Below are 17873 nucleotides of genomic sequence, written 5' to 3'. Positions count from 1 at the left end.
TTCCGCAAGGGGGAGAGTTCTCGTTGTCCATTCATGGCAATCGTTATTTCGGCTATCTGATGGCCCATTTCATCGGGGAACAGCCCGACGGAGAGCAAGTCTACTTTTCCTATAGCGAGGACGGGCTCCATTGGAAAGACCTGAACGCCGGCCTGCCGGCGCTCCGCTCCGAGCTCGGGGAGAAGGGCGTGCGCGATCCGTTCCTCGTCCGCGACCCGCAGGAGAACAAGTTCTATCTGATCGCCACCGATCTCCGCATCGCAAACGGCAAAGGCTGGGAAGCCGCCGTCGAGGCGGGCAGCCGCGACATCATCGTCTGGGAGTCGGCCGATCTGGTGAGCTGGTCCGACCCGCGCGCGATCACCGTCGGCGTCGACGGCGCAGGCTGCGTCTGGGCGCCGGAAGCTATCTATGACGAAGAAAGCAGGGACTTTCTCGTCTACTGGGCGTCCGCCACGCAGCTGCCGCATGAACAAGAGCGCAAGCAGAAAATATACAGCTCCCGCACGAAGGACTTCCGCAGCTTCGCCCCGGCCGAGCTGTATATCGAACGGGACAACCATGTCATCGACACGACGATGATCGCCCATGGCGGCGCCTACTATCGCTATTCCAAGGACGAGACGACCAAGACGATCCTCGTCGAAAAGGGCTCCTCTCTGCACAAGGATGCGTTCGTCCCCGTGCAGGCGCCGGCGCTCGAGCAGCTGTACGGCGTGGAAGGGCCGCAGATCTATAAGCGGAGCGGCCGCGAGGAATGGTGCCTCATCGTCGACCGCTTCGCCGAAGGAAAAGGCTATCTGCCGCTGCTGACGAGCGATCTGGACAGCGGCGAATTCCGCGTGCTGGCGGACGAGGAGTTCGATCTGGGCCGGTCCAAAAAGCGCCATGGCGGCGTCCTGCCGATCACCGCCGAGGAATGCGGCCGCCTGCTGGCGGCATACGGCGACGGCCATCAGGCGCTGCCCGGACAATTCGCCGATCCCGATCTGGCGAAGTTCGGCGACCGGTATTATCTCTACCCGACGACCGACGGCTTCACCGGCTGGTCGGGCGGCAGCTTCAGCGTATTCTCCTCGTCCGACTTGCGGGAATGGAAGGACGAGGGCGTCATTCTGGATCTGGCTGCCGGCGATGTCCCTTGGGCCGTCGGCAGCGCGTGGGCTCCGGCCATCGCCAGCAAGGACGGGAAGTATTTCTTCTATTTCTGCGGCAAGACGCCAAGCGGCGTCAGCGCCATCGGCGTGGCGACGGCGCCGTCGCCGACGGGACCTTTCCGCGCCGAGCCGGAGCCGCTGCTGACGATGGATCAGATGGAGCGGCTCGGCATCGCCATGGGGCAGACGATCGACCCGTCCGTCTATGTCGAGGAGGACGGCACGGCCTACCTGCTGTTCGGCAACGGCCATGGCGCGATCGTGCAGCTCACGGACGATCGGGTCGGCGTCGTCGAGGAGACGATGGCGAACATCGACGGCCTGCACGAATTCCGCGAGGCGGTCGCCGTCCTGAAGCGCGGCGGGCTGTACCATTTCACCTGGTCCTGCGACGACACCGGCAGCGAGGATTACCGGGTCCACTACGGCACGTCGGAGCGGCTTTACGGGCCGGTCGCCTACCGCGGCACGATTCTGGCGAAAAACAAAGAGCTGGACATGCTCGGCACCGGCCATCATTCGATCCTGCACGAGCCCGACGCCGACCGCTGTTGGATCGCCTATCACCGCTTCGTCACGCCGCTCACGCGGTTCCCGGACGGAAAAGGCTACCATCGCGAGACCTGCATCAGCCCGCTCCGCTTCGGCGCGGACGGCCTGATGGAGCCGGTGCGGCTCGAGCTCGGGCTGGAGCCGATCGAGAAGCAGCGGGCTTGAGGCGAACCAGCTGACACTCGCGGCCCACGTAGCGGGCCGCCTTACCGATCATGCAACGGCGGTGCATTACCTTTAACGAACTGAAAGCTAAAGCCCGTCAACAGAATGGAGACGTCAAACCGAAAAGGAGCCGGCCCTGGCAGGGCCGACTCCTTTTTCGGTTGCTTGTCGTTCAGAGAGATCGCTGCGCCCACTCTTTTATCGGCAATGCCACCTCAAGAACATCCGTATTCGACGTATCGATTGTCGGCATCGGCGGGTCGAGGGCTGATTTTATTCATTCTCCCCGATCGTCAACCTCCAGTCATTACATCGTATTTTAGTACCAACGGGGTACTCAAAATCACATTCACCGGCAAATGAGAAGCCGAGTTTGCGACAAATGGCATTAGAAGCAGGATTGTTGATTTTAGGAAAAGCATGAATGAATCTATGTTTCCATTCAGAACGGATAGAAGCTATGGCTTCCGCTGTTGCTTCTGTCGCTATCCCTCTGCCTTGAAATGCCGGCAAAACACTCCACCCTATCTCATAAATAGCTTCTCCTTGCCAAGTCTGATCCCAATAGCCGACACTGCCAACGACCTCAAGCTGCGGAAGCAGGAGGATCTTGAACATTCGTCCGGTTCCTTTTTGGGCGATTTCAATGTAGCGAGTATGACGAGCTAGGATTTTTTCCTCCGTTTCTGGACCGCCAAAGTGCACGGTCATCTCTGCTGAATTTAATTGGCGGAGCAACCCTAGATCCCCTTCATCCCAAAGTTCAAGGATTACCTTTGGCATTCCTTTGTTCCATCATGTTAATCACCTCACGGTTTTATTTCCGTTCGAATCTAGATCGTAGAAGATCAACGGTTCTCCGTCCAATTATATCAGAACATACATTCTCGTTTTGACAAAATAAAAAAAGGACTGCCCGAAGGCAGCCCCCAAATAAAGAGTCATGTTGTTGTTCTTGATGTCGACTTCGCGACTCTCTGCTTACTCCACCGTCACGCTCTTCGCCAGGTTCCGCGGCTTGTCGACGTCGTTGCCGCGAGCCAGGGAAGCGTGGTAGCTGAGCAGCTGCAGCGGCACGACCGACAGGGCCGGCGTAAGCAGCGGCAGCGTGCGCGGGATCGAGAACGTCTCGTCGACCGATTTGGCGACCTCGTCCTCGTAGCCGGAGTTGGCGATGCCGATCACATGCGCCCCGCGCGCCTTCACTTCCTTGATGTTGCTCAGCGTCTTCTCGTACAGGTCTTCCTGAGTGACCAGCGCGATGACCGGAATTCCGTCCTCGATCAGCGCCAGCGTGCCGTGCTTGAGCTCGCCTGCCGCATAAGCCTCGGAGTGGATGTAGCTGATCTCCTTGAGCTTGAGCGAGCCTTCCTGGGCGACGGCGAAGTCGAGGCCGCGGCCGATGAAGAACAGATTGTCATGCTTCGACACGGCTTCCGCCACGCCCTTGAACAGCTCCGCCTGCTCCAGGATGCTTTCGACCTGCTCCGGCAGCCGGTGCATCGCTTCGACAATGTCGACGACTTGGGCCTGATCGATCGTGCCGCGCTCCTGAGCCAGGTACAGTCCGAGCAGATAAAACGCGATCAGCTGCGAGGAGTAAGCCTTCGTCGAAGCGACGGCGATCTCCGGCCCCGCCCACGTCGTGATGACGTCGTCCGCATCGCGGGCGACCGAGCTGCCGACAACGTTGGTGATCGCCAGCACGCGGGCTCCATTGCGCTTCGCTTCGCGCAGCGCCGCGAGCGTGTCGGCCGTCTCGCCCGACTGGCTGACGACGATGACGAGCGTATCCGGCGTGATGATCGGCGAGCGGTAGCGGTATTCCGAAGCGACATCCGTCTCGACCGGGATGCGCGCCAGGCTCTCGATGACCGTCTTGCCGACGAGGCCGGCGTGGAACGCCGTTCCGCAAGCGACGATATGCACGCGGCTGATGCCGCGGATCTGCTCAGTCGTCATGCCGATCTCTTTGCTCAGCGTGACGGATTTGCCGTCCTCGGCGATGCGGCCCATCATCGTGTCCCGATACGCCTTCGGCTGCTCATGGATCTCCTTCAGCATGAAGTGGTCGAAGCCGGCCTTTTCAGCCGTGACGAGATCCCAGTCGACATGGAATATTTCCTTGGAAATAATGTCGCCCTCCGTCGTCATCAGTTCGACACCGGCGCGCGTCAAAACCGCCATTTCGCCATCGTTCAGGATGTAGACGTTGCGCGTATATTCCAGGATCGCCGGAATGTCCGAGCCGATGAAGTTCTCGTTCTCGCCGATGCCGATGACGAGCGGGCTGGCAAAGCGTACCGCGACCAGCTTGGTCGGCTCGTATTCCGTCAGCACGCCGAGCGCGTACGCGCCTCTCATGCGCTTGACGGCGCGCTGCACGGCGCTTACGATGTCGCCTTGATACTCGTCGGCGATCAAGTGGGAGATGACCTCGGTGTCGGTTTCGGACACGAACGTATGGCCTTTGGCCGACAGCTCTTCCTTGAGGTCAAGGTAATTTTCGACAATGCCGTTGTGCACGACGGAGAACTTGGCGCTGTTGTCCGTATGCGGGTGGGAGTTGACGTCCGACGGCTTGCCGTGGGTCGCCCAGCGCGTATGGCCGATGCCGACGGAGCCTTCGATCGGCTCGCTCTTCAGCTTATCCTCCAGATTCGCCAGACGGCCTTTGGACTTGCGGATCTCCAGACCGTTGTCCGTGAACACCGCGATGCCCGCCGAGTCATAGCCCCGGTACTCCAGCTTTTTCAGACCTTCGATGAGTACTTCCTTGGAGTCCCGATTGCCGATATAGCCCACGATTCCACACATAAGAAAAGAAACCTCCGTATGCGGCCGCAAGCCGCTCCGGTAAGGATGCCATGAATCCAGGCTGATGGCAGTATTCAATTGAACCTCCGGCCAGCGGCCGGGGCATCCGTTCCGTCCGAGCGGCTTGCCCGCTCAGTTGTAGTTTGATAAGGATTAGTATCATCGCATCGGACCGCGGCTATCCCTGCAAGAGGAATCTCGCCCGCGTCCGGATTAAAGTCGTTTCAAGGGCATGTTCGCCATCCGTTTGTGGGACCGGTTGCCCGCGTCCTTTTGCCGGAATGGCTGTCGATGTCATGCTCCACCGGAAGGTCCCCGCCGAAAATTTCGAACACCTTCACCTCGTCAGCTTGACGGATCAATGCTGCCGGCATCTCTTCGCAACGGGCGAAGAGGCCGGGGGATGGATCGGCTTGATCGTCGCAAGCTCTGGCGCTTGTGATGCTGGATGGGCGTACCTCGATCCTCGCTTTCCTGCTGGAATAAAAGAAATGCAATACGCTCTATCATATTCGATGCGGGCTTGGCTGGCAACCCCGGAACGTCGGGAAATCCATCCTGGTTCCGCCGCTAGGGGACATTAACCCGGGACAGGCCCGGGTTAAACGACCCGCTGCAAGCGATTAGCCGAGCTCGGATTTGACGACATGCACGATCTCGTCGACATAAGCCGCCACCTGATCCTTGTCGGGACCTTCGGCCATGACGCGGATGAGCGACTCGGTGCCGGACGGACGGACGAGCACGCGGCCGTTGTCGCCGAGCTCCCGCTCGACCTTGTGCACCGCCGACAGGATCGCCTCGTTGTCGTTGTACAGCGTCTTGTCGGCCACCCGCACATTGATGAGCACTTGCGGATACTTGCGCATGAGGCCCCGCAGCTCGCTCAGCTTGCGGCCGGACTGCACGAGCGTGTCGGTCAGCTGCAGCGCCGTCAGGATGCCGTCTCCGGTCGTATTGTGGTCGAGGAAAATGACATGCCCGGACTGCTCGCCGCCGAGGTTGTAGCCGCCTCTGCGCATCTCCTCCATCACGTAGCGGTCGCCGACCGCGGTGCGCGCCGTCTGCAGGCCGAGGCCTTCCGCCGCCTTGAAGAAGCCGATGTTGCTCATGACGGTCGTCACGACCGTATCGCCCTTGAGCGTGCCGGCGCGCTTCATGGCGTCGCCGCAGATGCAGAGGATGAAATCGCCGTCGACCTCTTCGCCGCGCTCGTCGATCGCGATCAGCCGGTCGGCGTCGCCGTCGAAGCTGAGGCCCAGATCGGCGCCGTGGCGCAGCACTTCATCGCGCAGATGCTCCGGATGCGTAGAGCCGACGCCGTCGTTGATATTCCGCCCGTTCGGCTCCGCGCCGACGGTGACGATCTCCGCTCCCAGCTCGCGGAACACTTGCGGTGCCAGCTCGTAAGCCGAGCCGTTCGCGCAGTCGAGCACGATCTTGAGCCCGTCGAAGCGGGTGCGGATCGTCGTCTTGAGGAAATCGAGGTATTCGCGCTTGCCGCTCTCATGCTCCTCGACCGTGCCGATGTCGCCGCCGACCGGGCGCGGCAGCTCGTCGCTCTCCGCATCCATGAGACGCTCGATCTCGAGCTCCGTCTCGTCCGACAGCTTGAATCCGTCGCCGCCGAAAAACTTGATTCCGTTGTCCGCGACCGGATTATGCGACGCGGAGATCATGACGCCCGCATCCGCCTTCAGCTGGCGGGTCAGGTAAGCGACCGCCGGCGTCGAGACGACGCCGAGCCGGATGACGCTCGCTCCGATCGACAGCAGGCCGGCGATCAGCGCCGACTCCAGCATCGGTCCGGAGATCCGGGTGTCGAGTCCGATGACGACCGTCGGCTTATGCGCTCCTGCCGTCAGGACATAACCGCCGCAGCGGCCGATCTTATAGGCAAGCTCCGGCGTGAGCTCGAGGTTTGCGACCCCGCGTACTCCGTCGGTTCCAAAATATTTTCCCATGTATTCCTGCTGCCCCTTTTCGGATTGAGGTGGATAGTGAATCGGATGAATGGTATTGATTATAAAGTGTTCATGCCGTTAACGCTATGGCGGGTTAATCCAGTCCTTGGCCTCGCGCCCATTCGATATCATACGCACGGTCGGAGACGATAGGTTCCACAAAAAAAGAGCGGAAGGGAGCCGCGGCGTTTCAACGCCGCCCCTCTCCGCTGTCTGCGCCATCGCCGCTGCCGGCACCGGCGTCGTTCTCGTTGCCGGATCCATGGGACGGGCCGGAGCCTCCGCTCGAGTCGTTCTCGCCCTGCCCGCGGTCCGGAGATGGCGTCGGCGTCGGCGATGGCGTCGCGCTGCCGCCTTCCGGCCTGCCCATGGCCGCCTCGCTGGCCGTCAGACGCACGGTGACGGTCGGAGCCGGATCGACGGCCGTCACATAGTTCGGCAGCGTCAGCTGCAGCCGCACCTCATGCGCGCCCTCCTTGAGGTCCTGCAGGTCGGCGACGGCGCGGATGTCTCCGGCCGTCAGCCCGGACAGCTCGTCCGGGGTGCCGCGCACGCGCACGCCGATCGTGCCGCCTGTCGGAGCCTCCAGAGCCGCATCGAGGCCGCTGCCCGCATTTTCGAGCGTAATCGGCACCTGCAGCGTCTTCACGTCGGAGGAAGCGAGCGTCACGCGCACCTTGACCTTGCTCGGCTCGACCGCCTTCATGCCCTCGGGAGGAAGCAGCTCCAGCTCGACGTCGCCCGTCGCCCGGATCTGGGACAGATCGACGTCGGCGGCGAGCAGATTGACCGAGTCCAGCAGCAAGCGATCGCCGTATACGGTCACCTCGCTCACGTCGGAATCGATCGCCTCCAGCGACAGACCGGCCGGCAGGCTGCCTCTCGTGCCGATCTGCAGCGGCACGGCCTTGCCCGGCATCGTGATCGGCACCTCGACGTCGAGCGTCGCCGGGGCGATGACGGCTCCCTGAATTTCATTGCCCGACTTATCGAAGACGATCATGCGGGCTTTTTTGTCTCGCACCGTCTCGGTCTCGCCCTCGACGTTGACGAATACTTTGACCGATCCGACGCGGGCCAGGTCCTGGGCCGGCAGCGTCACTTGCACGGTGCTGCCCGGACGGATGACCGGAGCGCCGAGCTCGTATCCTTCGGCCGGCTTGCCTTGGGTGACGACGCCGGCGTCGAACGTGCCGCTCTCCAGCCGGTCGATGATCACCTCGACCATCGACGGCGATACGTTGAGTAGCTCGATGCCCCGGGGCAGCTTGCCGACCGTGAGCGGAATCGTATAGCTGCCCGGGCCTTTGCCGCTCAGATTGACGCTGACCGTATAATCGCCATCCTCGGCGAAGGCGAGCGCCGAGCGGCTGCCGCGCACCATCAGCTTGGCGACGCTCGGCTCGAGCACCTTGAGCGCATAGGCGCTTTCGTCGAGCCCCTCGGTCTGGATGCGCAGCATGTCGACGCTTTTGGTCTCCGTCGTCGACGTGACCGTATTGGGCGTCGATTCCGGATCGAAGTGAACGACCGCCCACAGCAGGACGCCGATGACGATCGAGAGAATTTTGAGGGCGGTCGGATGGCTCAGCCATCTATCCATTGGCTTCCCCTTCTTTCTTTTTGCGGAACGGGAACTTGGACTTCGTCTTGGACGTCTGTCCGTTCTGCTGGGTTAGCTCCTCGAACAGCTTGGAAATGAGCGACTCTTCCTTGATGTCGCGCACGATCATGCCGCCGACGGCAAGCGTTACCTGCCCGGTCTCCTCCGATACGACGACCGATACCGCGTCGGTCACCTCGCTCACGCCGATCGCGGCGCGATGCCTCGTGCCGAGCTCCTTGCTGATGAACGGATTTTCCGACAACGGCAAGTAGCAGGCCGCGGCCATGATCTGCGAGCCGCGGATGATGACCGCTCCGTCGTGAAGAGGCGTATTCGGCGTGAACATGTTGATGAGCAGCTCCGAGCTGATGCGAGACTCCATCTTGATGCCGGATTCGATCAGCTCGTTCAGTCCGGTATGCCGCTCGAAGACGATCAGCGCGCCGATGCGCCGCTTGGACATGTACTGGACGGCCTTGATCAGCTCCATGATGCGCTCGTTCACCTGGTCGCGGTCGAGCGACGACGTACGGGCGAACAGTTTGCCCCGGCCGAGCTGCTCCAGCGCTCGCCGCAGCTCCGGCTGGAAGATGATGATGATCGTGACGACGCCGAAGGTGAACATCTGATTCATGAGCCACTTGAGCGTATACAGATCGAACCAGGTGCTGATCGCCCAGGTGAGCACCAGCAGCAGGATGCCCTTGATCAGCTGCACGGCGCGCGTTCCGCGTACGAGCAGGATCATTTTATAGATAATGTAACTGACGATCCCGATATCGATGATGTTCCGGATCCAGTTCTGCCACGTCATTTCCGTGAAAAATCTCATATCCGATACCCCCGCCCGCTGCCTGCGGTCCCTTCTCTATGTATGGCCGAAGACCTTGATTCCATCGTTTAGTCGTAACCCTATTCTTTTCTAGGTATCATAACATAAATCCTTTTTCGGCCAAAAAAAATGCCCCCTGCGCGCAGGGGGCGTCACCCGTTCACGGCGTGCTGCCGAACGATTGGGTCACTTTGTACCAGAAGCGGTCCAGCAGCTGGTCGATCATGCGGGACTGGCCGGCGATATGCGCCGTGGACGCAGTGAGGAGCGATCCGTCGATGACGGTCACGCTGCCTTCCACGTCCCCGCGCACATCGGCGGTTCCATTCTCCACGGTCAGATTTCCGTAGATCTTGACGCCCTCCGGCACGATGACCGTATGACCGTCGATGACGACCTGCTTGAGGTCGTCGCCGCGCACGATCAGCTCGGAGCCGTTGTTCACCGTCGGCGCCAGGCTGGCCAGCATGACGACCACGAATACGGCTGCTGCCGTGACGGCAGGATGTCTGCGAATCCATCCCGTCCAGTCTCTATGACGAGCGGGAGGAGGAATTTGTTTTAGAATCTTGTCGGTGAGCGCTGCGGAAGCGGCCGGCGTCATCGCCTGTCCCTTTGGCTCAGCCATAACCGAGGTGAGCAGCGCTTCGGTCTTCTCCAGCTGTTCGAACCGGGCTCTGCATGCCGGACAGGAAAGCAGATGCTGCTTGAGGGTAAGGCAATCCTCGCGCGGCAGCTCGCCGTCGATATAGTCGTGCATCCAAACGATAGCGACATTGCAATTCATGGCAGCCAGTCCTTTCTTCAGGGTACAGAGGCAGGCCCTGCCCGTCGTCTCGCATCGGCGCGCGGACGCCTCGATGCCAAGTCTACCTATAAGGTACGTTTGATGGCGGAAGGTGTTTCATTTTTTATGGCCCGGATGAGCCTATAATTTATGCTCGAGCTTCTTGCGCAGGAACTCCCGTCCGCGATGGACGCGCGTCTTGATCGTCGTCACCGGCATGTCGAGCACGTCGCCGATCTCCTGCAGCGAAAGATCCTCCAGATAGCGGAGCACCATCACGCTCTTGTACTTGGGAGGCAGCGTGTCGATGGCCGAGCGGATGATCCGCTGCGTCTCCGAGAGCAGCACCTCGTCCTCCGGAGAGGCATCCTCGCTGGCGAACATCGAATAGCCGTCCAGGCCGTCATGCTCGGGCAGCTCGGCATCCAGCGAGAAGCCGGGCTTGCGGCGGCGAAGACGGTCGATGGCTAGATTGGTCGTGATGCGGTAGATCCAGGTCGAGAACTTCATGGACTCGTCGTAGCGCTCCATGTTGCGGAAGACGCGCAGAAACGTCTCCTGCACGGTGTCCTCCGCCTCCTGGCGGTTGTACAGCATCCGGTATGCAAGATGGTAAAGCTTGTCCTGGTACATGCCGACGAGCTCCGCGAACGCTCTCTGATCTCCCTTGAGAGAGAGGCGGACCAAGTTGGCTTCGATGGATTTCACGGCCTACATTCCTCCAGACTAACCGGACTGTCTAGCCCATGGTAATTCACGCGCATGGAAAAAGCAAGAACGTTCCATGACAGGAAAAAGCCGTGCGCAGCCGGTGCGCACGGCATGGGACGGTAGGGAATAGTCCTTTCAGCAGATCAACCGGTATTGCGGAGGCCGGCGGCGATTCCGTTGATCGTCAGGAGCACTTCGCGCAGCAGCTCCGCGTCGTCCTCCTCCGCCTCGCGCTTCTGGCGCAGCTCGGTGAGCAGCTCCACTTGCAGGTAGCTGAGCGGATCGACGTACGGATTGCGCAAGCGGATCGATTCCTGGATGACCGGCACGTTGTCGAGAATTTCCTTTTGGCCGGTAATGTCCAAGATCATCCGCAGCGTCAGCGAGTACTCCTGCTCGACCAGCTGAAAGATGCGGTCGCGCACGGCGGCGTTCTTGATCATGCCGGCGTACTGGCGGGCGATGAGCAGATCGGCCTTGGCCATCGCCATCTGCAGGTTGTCGACAAGCTGGCGGAAGAACGGGAAGCCCTTATACATATCGCGCAGCGTCTGCAGGCGGGTCTCGTCGCCCTGGACGTACTGGCGGAACGCCGTGCCCGATGCATACCAGGCAGGCAGCAGATAGCGGCTCTGCGTCCATGCGAACACCCATGGGATCGCGCGCAGGTCCTCGAAGCGGTCGCTGTTCTTGCGCTTCGACGGACGGGATCCGATGTTGAGCTCGCCCACCTCGGAGAGAGGCGTCGACTCCTTGAAGAACTCCATGAAGTCCGGATCGCGGAAGATCAGATCCTGGTACTTCTCCTGAGCCGTCTCGGAAATTTCCTTGGCGATCTCGGCCCACTCCGGCATCTGCTCCGGCATCTGCTCCGGATGGCTCGCCAGGCGCGCCGCCGTGAGCAGCGCCCAGGTCGCCTGCTCCAGGCTGCGGTAGGCGATGCCCTGCATCGAGTAGCGGGAGGACAAGACCTCTCCCTGCTCGGTGATCTTGATGCCGCCGCCGACCGTATGAGGCGGCTGGGCCAGGATGCTGCGGCCGAGCGGCATGCCGCCGCGGCCGAGCGCGCCGCCGCGGCCGTGGAAGAACTTGAGCTTCACGCCGTGGCGCGAGCCGGTCTCGGTGATGTCGATGAGCGCGCAGCGGAGCTCCCAGTTGGCGGTGACGACGCCGCCGTCCTTGTTGCTGTCGGAGTAGCCGAGCATGATCTCGTGCAGATTGCCGCGAGCCTCGACTCCCTTGCGGTAGAGCGGCAGCTCGAACAGCCTTTGCATAATGCCAGGTGCGGCATGCAGGTCGTCGATCGTCTCGAACAGCGGCACCGACTGCAGCGTGCAGCGGACCGTGCCGTCCGCCTCTTGGCGGAACAGGCCGACTTCCTTGGCGAACACCATCACCTCGAGCATGTCGCTGGCGCCCTGGGTCATGCTGATCAGATAGCTCGAGATGCAGGACTCGCCGAACTCCTGCTGCGCCCGGTAGATCGTCTGGTAGACGTCCAGGCATTCCCGCGTGGATTCGGTGTAATCCAGATGGGAGGAGGTCAGCGGACGCGGATCGTTCAGCAGCCGGTCCAGCAGCTCGATCTTCTCCTCTTCGGAGAGGGAGGCGTAATCCGGCGTGATGTTCATCTTGGCCAGAATCTCGGCCATCGCCGATTCATGCTCCTTGGAGTGCTGGCGGACGTCGAGCGCCGCCATATGGAAGCCGAACAGCTCGACCTGGCGAATCAGCTTGCGCACATGCGAGTCGGCCGTGTAGTCGGCGTAGTGGGAGCGCAGCGAGCGGTCGATGAGCAGCAGGTCCTGCTTGAACTCCTCGGGGCCGTTGTAGCGCTTCGCCGTGCCTTTGAGGGCATCGTCGCCGGTGTTCGCCAGCTTCTCGAGCATGTAGCAGAGCTTGACCTTGTACGGCTCCCTGCTGTTGCGCCATTTGTCGATTCCGCGGAGCTCGACGGCCTGCTCGTCGGCCTCGATCGAGCTGAGCAGCTCGGACGGAACGTCGATGATGTTGGTGCTGAAGCTGAGGATGTCCATCCATTCCTTCAGGACCGTCTGGTACTTGCTCAGCGCCAGCTGCTTGTGGAGCGTCAGCGTCTCCCAGGTGACCTTGGCTTTGACGGACGGGTTGCCGTCGCGGTCTCCGCCGATCCAGGAACCGAACTTGAGATAGGTGGGGACATGCCATTGCTCCTGCGGGTAGTACTTGTGCAGGCAGCGCTCCAGCTCCTCGTAGACATTCGGAAGCACTTCGAACAGCGTCTCGTCGAAGTAGTACAAGCCGTTGCGGACCTCGTCGATGACGGTCGGCTTGCGGTCGCGCAGCTCGTCGGTCTGCCAGAGGATCTGCACGTCGTTGAGCAGGCCGGCGCGCAGCTTCTCCCGCTCGCGATGCGTGAGCGTCGGATTGTCGAGCTCCATCAGCCCGAGCGCGATGCGCTTGTGGATGTCCTGCACGACGCGGCGGGTCGCTTCCGTCGGATGGGCGGTCATGACGAGCTCGAGCGAGATGCCGTCCAGCATCGACTTGACGCCGTCGACCCCGATGCCGCGCTCATGAAGCACTTGAACCGCCGCCTCGATCGAGCCCGGCTGCACGCTTTCACCCACCGAGCGCTCGTAATCCCGCTTGCGGCGGATGCGGTGGTTCTGCTCGGCGATATTCACCAGCTGGAAGTAGACCGCGAACGCGCGGATGACCTGGTGACGGATCTCCGGGCCGAGCGTCGTGATCGTCTTCTTGAATTCCTCGTACAGCTCGTTGACGAATTCGGCGCGCAGCGCCTTGCTCATCTCGCGGATCCTCTCGACCACCTCGAGCAGCTCGTCGCCGCCTTGGTGGACAAGCACTTCACCCAATAGATTGCCCATGAACCTTACGTCTCGGCGCAGCAAGTTGTTCGATTGCGGGCGAGCCGTCGCTTGGGCCGTTGCAGCCTGTTCCGACATGATGTTCCTCCTCCTGGTTCGCTCCTAAGGCTGCGGAAAGAACCAAATCGTAAGCATAGCCAGCCTGGCGCTGAATCCCTGAACGCCGCTCCTGGCGCGTCTTTCCCGGTTGCAGGTGACTTCAAATCGCTTTTCCCATCATACTACAAAAGCTATAGGGATAGAAGACGGTCCGGGGCAGGTTTTTTTGCCCAAGCACTGTGTTAAAGCGTTGACGTTACAAAAAAACCTTGCCGCTAGGCAAGGTTTGAAGGTTTCTCTATTGGAGCGGGTGATGGGAATCGAACCCACGCTATCAGCTTGGAAGGCTGAAGTTCTACCATTGAACTACACCCGCAAACGAAATCGACAGGCAAGTTGAAGCAATGGTCGGGATGACACGATTTGAACATGCGACCCCCTGGTCCCAAACCAGGTGCTCTACCAAGCTGAGCTACATCCCGTTGTATAAATGGCGTGCCCGGAGAGATTCGAACTCCCGACCTTTTGATTCGTAGTCAAATGCTCTATCCAGCTGAGCTACGGGCACGTATGGAGCGGAAGACGGGAATCGAACCCGCGACCCTCGCCTTGGCAAGGCGATGCTCTACCGCTGAGCCACTTCCGCTTGTCGAAGAACTTTTTGTTCAGCGCGACAAGTAATAATATATCAGGCCCATCGTCCGAATGCAAGTCCTTTTTCAAAAAAAATTAGGCGCGAGCGGAGCAGAGCTCCTCGTACATCCTTTTCCTCTCTCCCGGCTTGAGTCTGGGACAGTTGTAGCAGTGCTTGGCGTACTCGGTCTTGAACGCCAGGCAGCAGCCTCCCCTCAGCGGCAGCTTCGTTCCCGGCTCATAGGGGCTGTCGACATATGTGAATCGGATAGCCATCGGATTGCGCCGTTCTCCGACCGCCTCCCCCGGCATCTCTCCGACGGCATAAGCGAAGTCCTGCTCCAGCGCCTGCCGCAGCTCCGGCCGTTCCGCCGCCTGCAGCAGGAACGTCTTCGTATGGTTCAGGCCGCTGGCGGCCAATCTCCACAGCTCATGGGTCCTGACACCCGCACGGTCGGCGAGATGACGGAATACAGGCGCGACAAGCGTGCCGTAGAACCGATCGATCTGCTCGCAGCGCTGCTCCGCGGAGAGCAGCTGCGGCGTCTCCTCCAGCTCCAGAGCATCGGTACGGAACGCGATGGAGGCATAAGAGGCTCCCTCCGCTTTGTAGAGCATCATTTCCCAGCGGGAAGGGTCTAGCGGAAAGCTTCCGGCTCCGCTGGCGAGGACATGATGGAACGTGCCGGCCAGCGCGCGCAGCCAGGACGGAAAGTAGGTCGCGGCCGGTTCGATGGAACGAGACGGAATGAGCTCCGCGTAGCCCCGAAGGAAGGCATCGGCCGTCTCCGGATCGGTCGAGAGCGCCTCGAGCGTAGCGGCAACCCGTACGCCGTCCGGAACCGATTCCAACAATCCAAGCTTGCCGTACAGCAGTTCTCTCGTTGCGTTGCGATCCATCGGTCAGCAGACCCCTCTCGAAATGAAAAATACCGGCGGGGTCAAACCCCTGCCGGCTGCAGCACGCGCTGCTTCTCGCCCTGGCTCTCGGCTGCCGGGCGCTCCACCGTCCGCTCTCCCATCGCGAGCGCGTAAGGGAGGCATAGCGGCACTCCCGTGCGCGGATCGCTCACGATATCGGCTTCGATGCCGAAGACATCCCTCATCACCTTCGGCGTCACGACTTCGTCCGGATTGCCTTCCGCCAGCACGGTGCCCGACTTGATCGCGATCATGTGATGAGCGAACCGGGAGGCATGGTTGAGGTCATGCACGACCATGACGATCGTCCGGTTTTCCTTGGAGTTCAGCTGCTGGAGCAGCTGCAACACGTCGAGCTGATGCGCCATGTCCAGGAACGTCGTCGGTTCGTCCAGGAACAGGATGTCCGTCTCCTGGGCGAGCGCCATCGCGATCCAGCCGCGCTGGCGTTGTCCGCCGGACAGCTGGTCGACCGGACGATCGGCGAACTCCGTCATGCCCGTCGCATCCAGCGCCCAAGCGACGATTTCGCGGTCTTCCTTACGCATCGAGCTGAACCCTTTTTGATAGGGGAAACGGCCGTAGGAGACGAGCTCCTGCACGGTCAGACCATCCGGGGCGGTCGGGTTTTGCGGCAGGATGGCGAGTTCCTTGGCCACTTCCCGCGTCGACTGCTTGTGGATCGACTTGCCGTCCAGCAGCACCTGCCCGTTTTGCGGCGACATCAGACGAGCCATCGTCTTGAGGATGGTCGATTTGCCGGATCCGTTCGAGCCTACGAGCGCCGTGATCTTGCCTTGCGGAATGCGTAAATTGAGGTCCCGCACGATCTGTCTCTTCTCATAGGCTATATCCAGCTGGCTGGTTTCCAATCGAACCATGCTGCAAGCTCCTCTCTGCTGCCGGAGCGGCGCTCCGAATCCTTGATAACGATTATCATTATAACCATTATGATAACGGTTCTCACTATCGTTGTCAAAAGAAACCTTCGCGCACGCTCGCAGCGCGAGTTGTTGATCAAAAGCAGGTGATTTTCTTTTGGATAAACAAAAAAGCCTTCGGTCCGTGAGGACTGAAGGCGATGGTTCGTAACTATGCGCGTAGAGGGACTTGAACCCCCACGCCGGAGGCGCCAGAACCTAAATCTGGTGCGTCTGCCAATTCCGCCATACGCGCGAATGAAAGATGAGCCATGAAGGACTCGAACCTTCGACACCCTGATTAAAAGTCAGGTGCTCTACCAACTGAGCTAATGGCTCTTGATGGCTGGGGATTCAGGGATCGAACCTGAGAATGACGGAGTCAAAGTCCGTTGCCTTACCGCTTGGCTAATCCCCAACAAATAAAGTGGTGGAAGCTGAGGGGATCGAACCCCCGACCCTCTGCTTGTAAGGCAGATGCTCTCCCAGCTGAGCTAAGCTTCCTCCGTAGAATGGCTCGGAACATCCATTCTTATGTAGAAATAAAAAAAATGGTGACCCGTAGGGGATTCGAACCCCTGTTACCTCCGTGAAAGGGAGGTGTCTTAACCCCTTGACCAACGGGCCACGCATATGGAGCTCTCAACCGGGATCGAACCGGTGACCTCATCCTTACCATGGATGCACTCTACCTACTGAGCTATGAGAGCAAATGGCTCCCCGAACAGGACTCGAACCTGTGACAACTCGATTAACAGTCGAGTGCTCTACCAACTGAGCTATCAGGGAATATGAAGCGATAGGATGCTTCAGGACTTGCGCCCTGAAAACTGAATCGAACGAAATGCCGTGCTGACCGGCTGTTCTTGCTAAGTAGGATAAGCCCTCGACCGATTAGTACTCGTCAGCTGCACACGTTGCCGCGCTTCCACCTCGAGCCTATCGACCTGGTCGTCTTCCAGGGGTCTTACATACTGGGAAATCTCATCTTGAGGGGGGCTTCGCGCTTAGATGCTTTCAGCGCTTATCCCGTCCGTACGTAGCTACCCAGCGGTGCTCCTGGCGGAACAACTGGTACACCAGCGGTACGTCCATCCCGGTCCTCTCGTACTAAGGACAGCTCCTCTCAAATTTCCTACGCCCACGACAGATAGGGACCGAACTGTCTCACGACGTTCTGAACCCAGCTCGCGTACCGCTTTAATGGGCGAACAGCCCAACCCTTGGGACCTACTTCAGCCCCAGGATGCGATGAGCCGACATCGAGGTGCCAAACCTCCCCGTCGATGTGGACTCTTGGGGGAGATAAGCCTGTTATCCCCAGGGTAGCTTTTATCCGTTGAGCGATGGCCCTTCCATTCGGTACCACCGGATCACTAAGCCCGACTTTCGTCCCTGCTCGACTTGTTGGTCTCGCAGTCAAGCTCCCTTATGCCTTTGCACGCTTCGAATGATTTCCAACCATTCTGAGGGAACCTTTGGGCGCCTCCGTTACATTTTAGGAGGCGACCGCCCCAGTCAAACTGCCCGCCTGACACGGTCCCTTCACCGGTTTCACGGTGACAGGTTAGAACTCCGATACGATCAGGGTGGTATCCCAACGGCGCCTCCTCCGAAGCTGGCGCTCCGGCTTCCTAGGCTCCCACCTATCCTGTACAGATCGTACCAAAGTCCAATATCAAGCTGCAGTAAAGCTCCATGGGGTCTTTCCGTCTTGTCGCGGGTAACCTGCATCTTCACAGGTAGTAAAATTTCACCGGATCTCTCGTTGAGACAGCGCCCAAGTCGTTACGCCATTCGTGCGGGTCAGAATTTACCTGACAAGGAATTTCGCTACCTTAGGACCGTTATAGTTACGGCCGCCGTTTACTGGGGCTTCGGTTCACAGCTTCGGGTTGC

The 17873-nt window shown here is 60.3% G+C and carries 11 protein-coding genes, 11 tRNA genes and 1 rRNA gene (1 of these 23 running past the window's edge); 1 reads left to right on the top strand and 22 read right to left on the bottom strand.

Features of this window, described 5'->3' with window-relative positions:
• The first annotated feature begins 23 nt into the window (after positions 1–23).
• Positions 24–1874, top strand: a complete 1851-nt coding sequence (locus GE073_RS03405; RefSeq protein ID WP_228551247.1) for a glycoside hydrolase family 43 protein — start codon at positions 24–26, stop codon at positions 1872–1874.
• A 273-nt stretch (positions 1875–2147) separates the two neighbouring features.
• Here GE073_RS03405 and GE073_RS03400 read toward each other — a convergent pair whose 3' ends face one another.
• From GE073_RS03400 to GE073_RS03295, 22 genes are all read right to left on the bottom strand, one after another.
• Entirely contained in the window at positions 2148–2657 is a 510-nt protein-coding gene (locus tag GE073_RS03400) for a GNAT family N-acetyltransferase (RefSeq protein ID WP_153782752.1), read from the bottom strand.
• 198 nt (positions 2658–2855) lie between these two features.
• Entirely contained in the window at positions 2856–4691 is a 1836-nt protein-coding gene (glmS, locus tag GE073_RS03395) for a glutamine--fructose-6-phosphate transaminase (isomerizing) (RefSeq protein ID WP_101808493.1), read from the bottom strand.
• A gap of 623 nt (positions 4692–5314) precedes the next feature.
• Positions 5315–6655: a phosphoglucosamine mutase gene (gene glmM, locus GE073_RS03390; protein WP_153782751.1), complete on the bottom strand. Its 1341-nt coding sequence runs from the start codon at positions 6653–6655 to the stop codon at positions 5315–5317.
• Between the two features lie 190 nt (positions 6656–6845).
• The gene (locus tag GE073_RS03385) at positions 6846–8258 is read right to left on the bottom strand and encodes a CdaR family protein (protein ID WP_028600028.1); all 1413 of its coding nucleotides are present in this window, start codon (positions 8256–8258) and stop codon (positions 6846–6848) included.
• Entirely contained in the window at positions 8251–9093 is an 843-nt protein-coding gene (gene cdaA, locus GE073_RS03380) for a diadenylate cyclase CdaA (RefSeq protein ID WP_028600027.1), read from the bottom strand. The genes GE073_RS03385 and cdaA overlap by 8 nt, the downstream gene beginning before the upstream one ends.
• A gap of 160 nt (positions 9094–9253) precedes the next feature.
• Positions 9254–9880 (bottom strand): zf-HC2 domain-containing protein, encoded by a 627-nt coding sequence (locus GE073_RS03375; RefSeq protein WP_028600026.1) that lies wholly within the window; start codon positions 9878–9880, stop codon positions 9254–9256.
• A gap of 141 nt (positions 9881–10021) precedes the next feature.
• Entirely contained in the window at positions 10022–10588 is a 567-nt protein-coding gene (sigW, locus tag GE073_RS03370) for an RNA polymerase sigma factor SigW (protein WP_028600025.1), read from the bottom strand.
• A 146-nt stretch (positions 10589–10734) separates the two neighbouring features.
• Positions 10735–13539 carry a phosphoenolpyruvate carboxylase gene (ppc, locus tag GE073_RS03365; protein ID WP_101808490.1) on the bottom strand — a complete coding sequence of 935 codons (2805 nt, stop codon included), beginning with the start codon at positions 13537–13539 and terminating at the stop codon, positions 10735–10737.
• Between the two features lie 263 nt (positions 13540–13802).
• Positions 13803–13876: transfer RNA gene (locus tag GE073_RS03360), tRNA-Gly, on the bottom strand.
• A gap of 29 nt (positions 13877–13905) precedes the next feature.
• Positions 13906–13982, bottom strand: a tRNA-Pro gene (locus tag GE073_RS03355).
• A gap of 9 nt (positions 13983–13991) precedes the next feature.
• Positions 13992–14068, bottom strand: a tRNA-Arg gene (locus GE073_RS03350).
• Positions 14069–14071: 3 nt separating this feature from the next.
• A tRNA-Gly gene (locus GE073_RS03345) sits at positions 14072–14146 on the bottom strand.
• An 83-nt stretch (positions 14147–14229) separates the two neighbouring features.
• Positions 14230–15033, bottom strand: coding sequence for a hypothetical protein (locus GE073_RS03340; RefSeq protein WP_153782750.1), 804 nt, complete (start codon positions 15031–15033; stop codon positions 14230–14232).
• A gap of 41 nt (positions 15034–15074) precedes the next feature.
• Positions 15075–15935 (bottom strand): ABC transporter ATP-binding protein, encoded by an 861-nt coding sequence (locus GE073_RS03335; protein ID WP_028598547.1) that lies wholly within the window; start codon positions 15933–15935, stop codon positions 15075–15077.
• 214 nt (positions 15936–16149) lie between these two features.
• Positions 16150–16230: transfer RNA gene (locus GE073_RS03330), tRNA-Leu, on the bottom strand.
• 10 nt (positions 16231–16240) lie between these two features.
• Positions 16241–16313, bottom strand: a tRNA-Lys gene (locus GE073_RS03325).
• Positions 16314–16317: 4 nt separating this feature from the next.
• A tRNA-Gln gene (locus GE073_RS03320) sits at positions 16318–16392 on the bottom strand.
• Positions 16393–16402: 10 nt separating this feature from the next.
• Positions 16403–16478 (bottom strand) — tRNA-Val (locus GE073_RS03315).
• Between the two features lie 48 nt (positions 16479–16526).
• A tRNA-Glu gene (locus tag GE073_RS03310) sits at positions 16527–16601 on the bottom strand.
• A gap of 7 nt (positions 16602–16608) precedes the next feature.
• Positions 16609–16684: transfer RNA gene (locus tag GE073_RS03305), tRNA-Thr, on the bottom strand.
• A 3-nt stretch (positions 16685–16687) separates the two neighbouring features.
• Positions 16688–16763, bottom strand: a tRNA-Asn gene (locus GE073_RS03300).
• A gap of 85 nt (positions 16764–16848) precedes the next feature.
• A 23S ribosomal RNA gene (locus GE073_RS03295) occupies positions 16849–17873 on the bottom strand (it continues 1904 nt past the right edge of the window).

Source organism: Paenibacillus sp. B01, assembly GCF_009649995.1.
Classification (GTDB): domain Bacteria; phylum Bacillota; class Bacilli; order Paenibacillales; family Paenibacillaceae; genus Paenibacillus_O; species Paenibacillus_O pasadenensis.
Note: the sequence above shows the minus strand (reverse complement) of the source record. Positions and strands in the feature narration are given on the sequence as shown.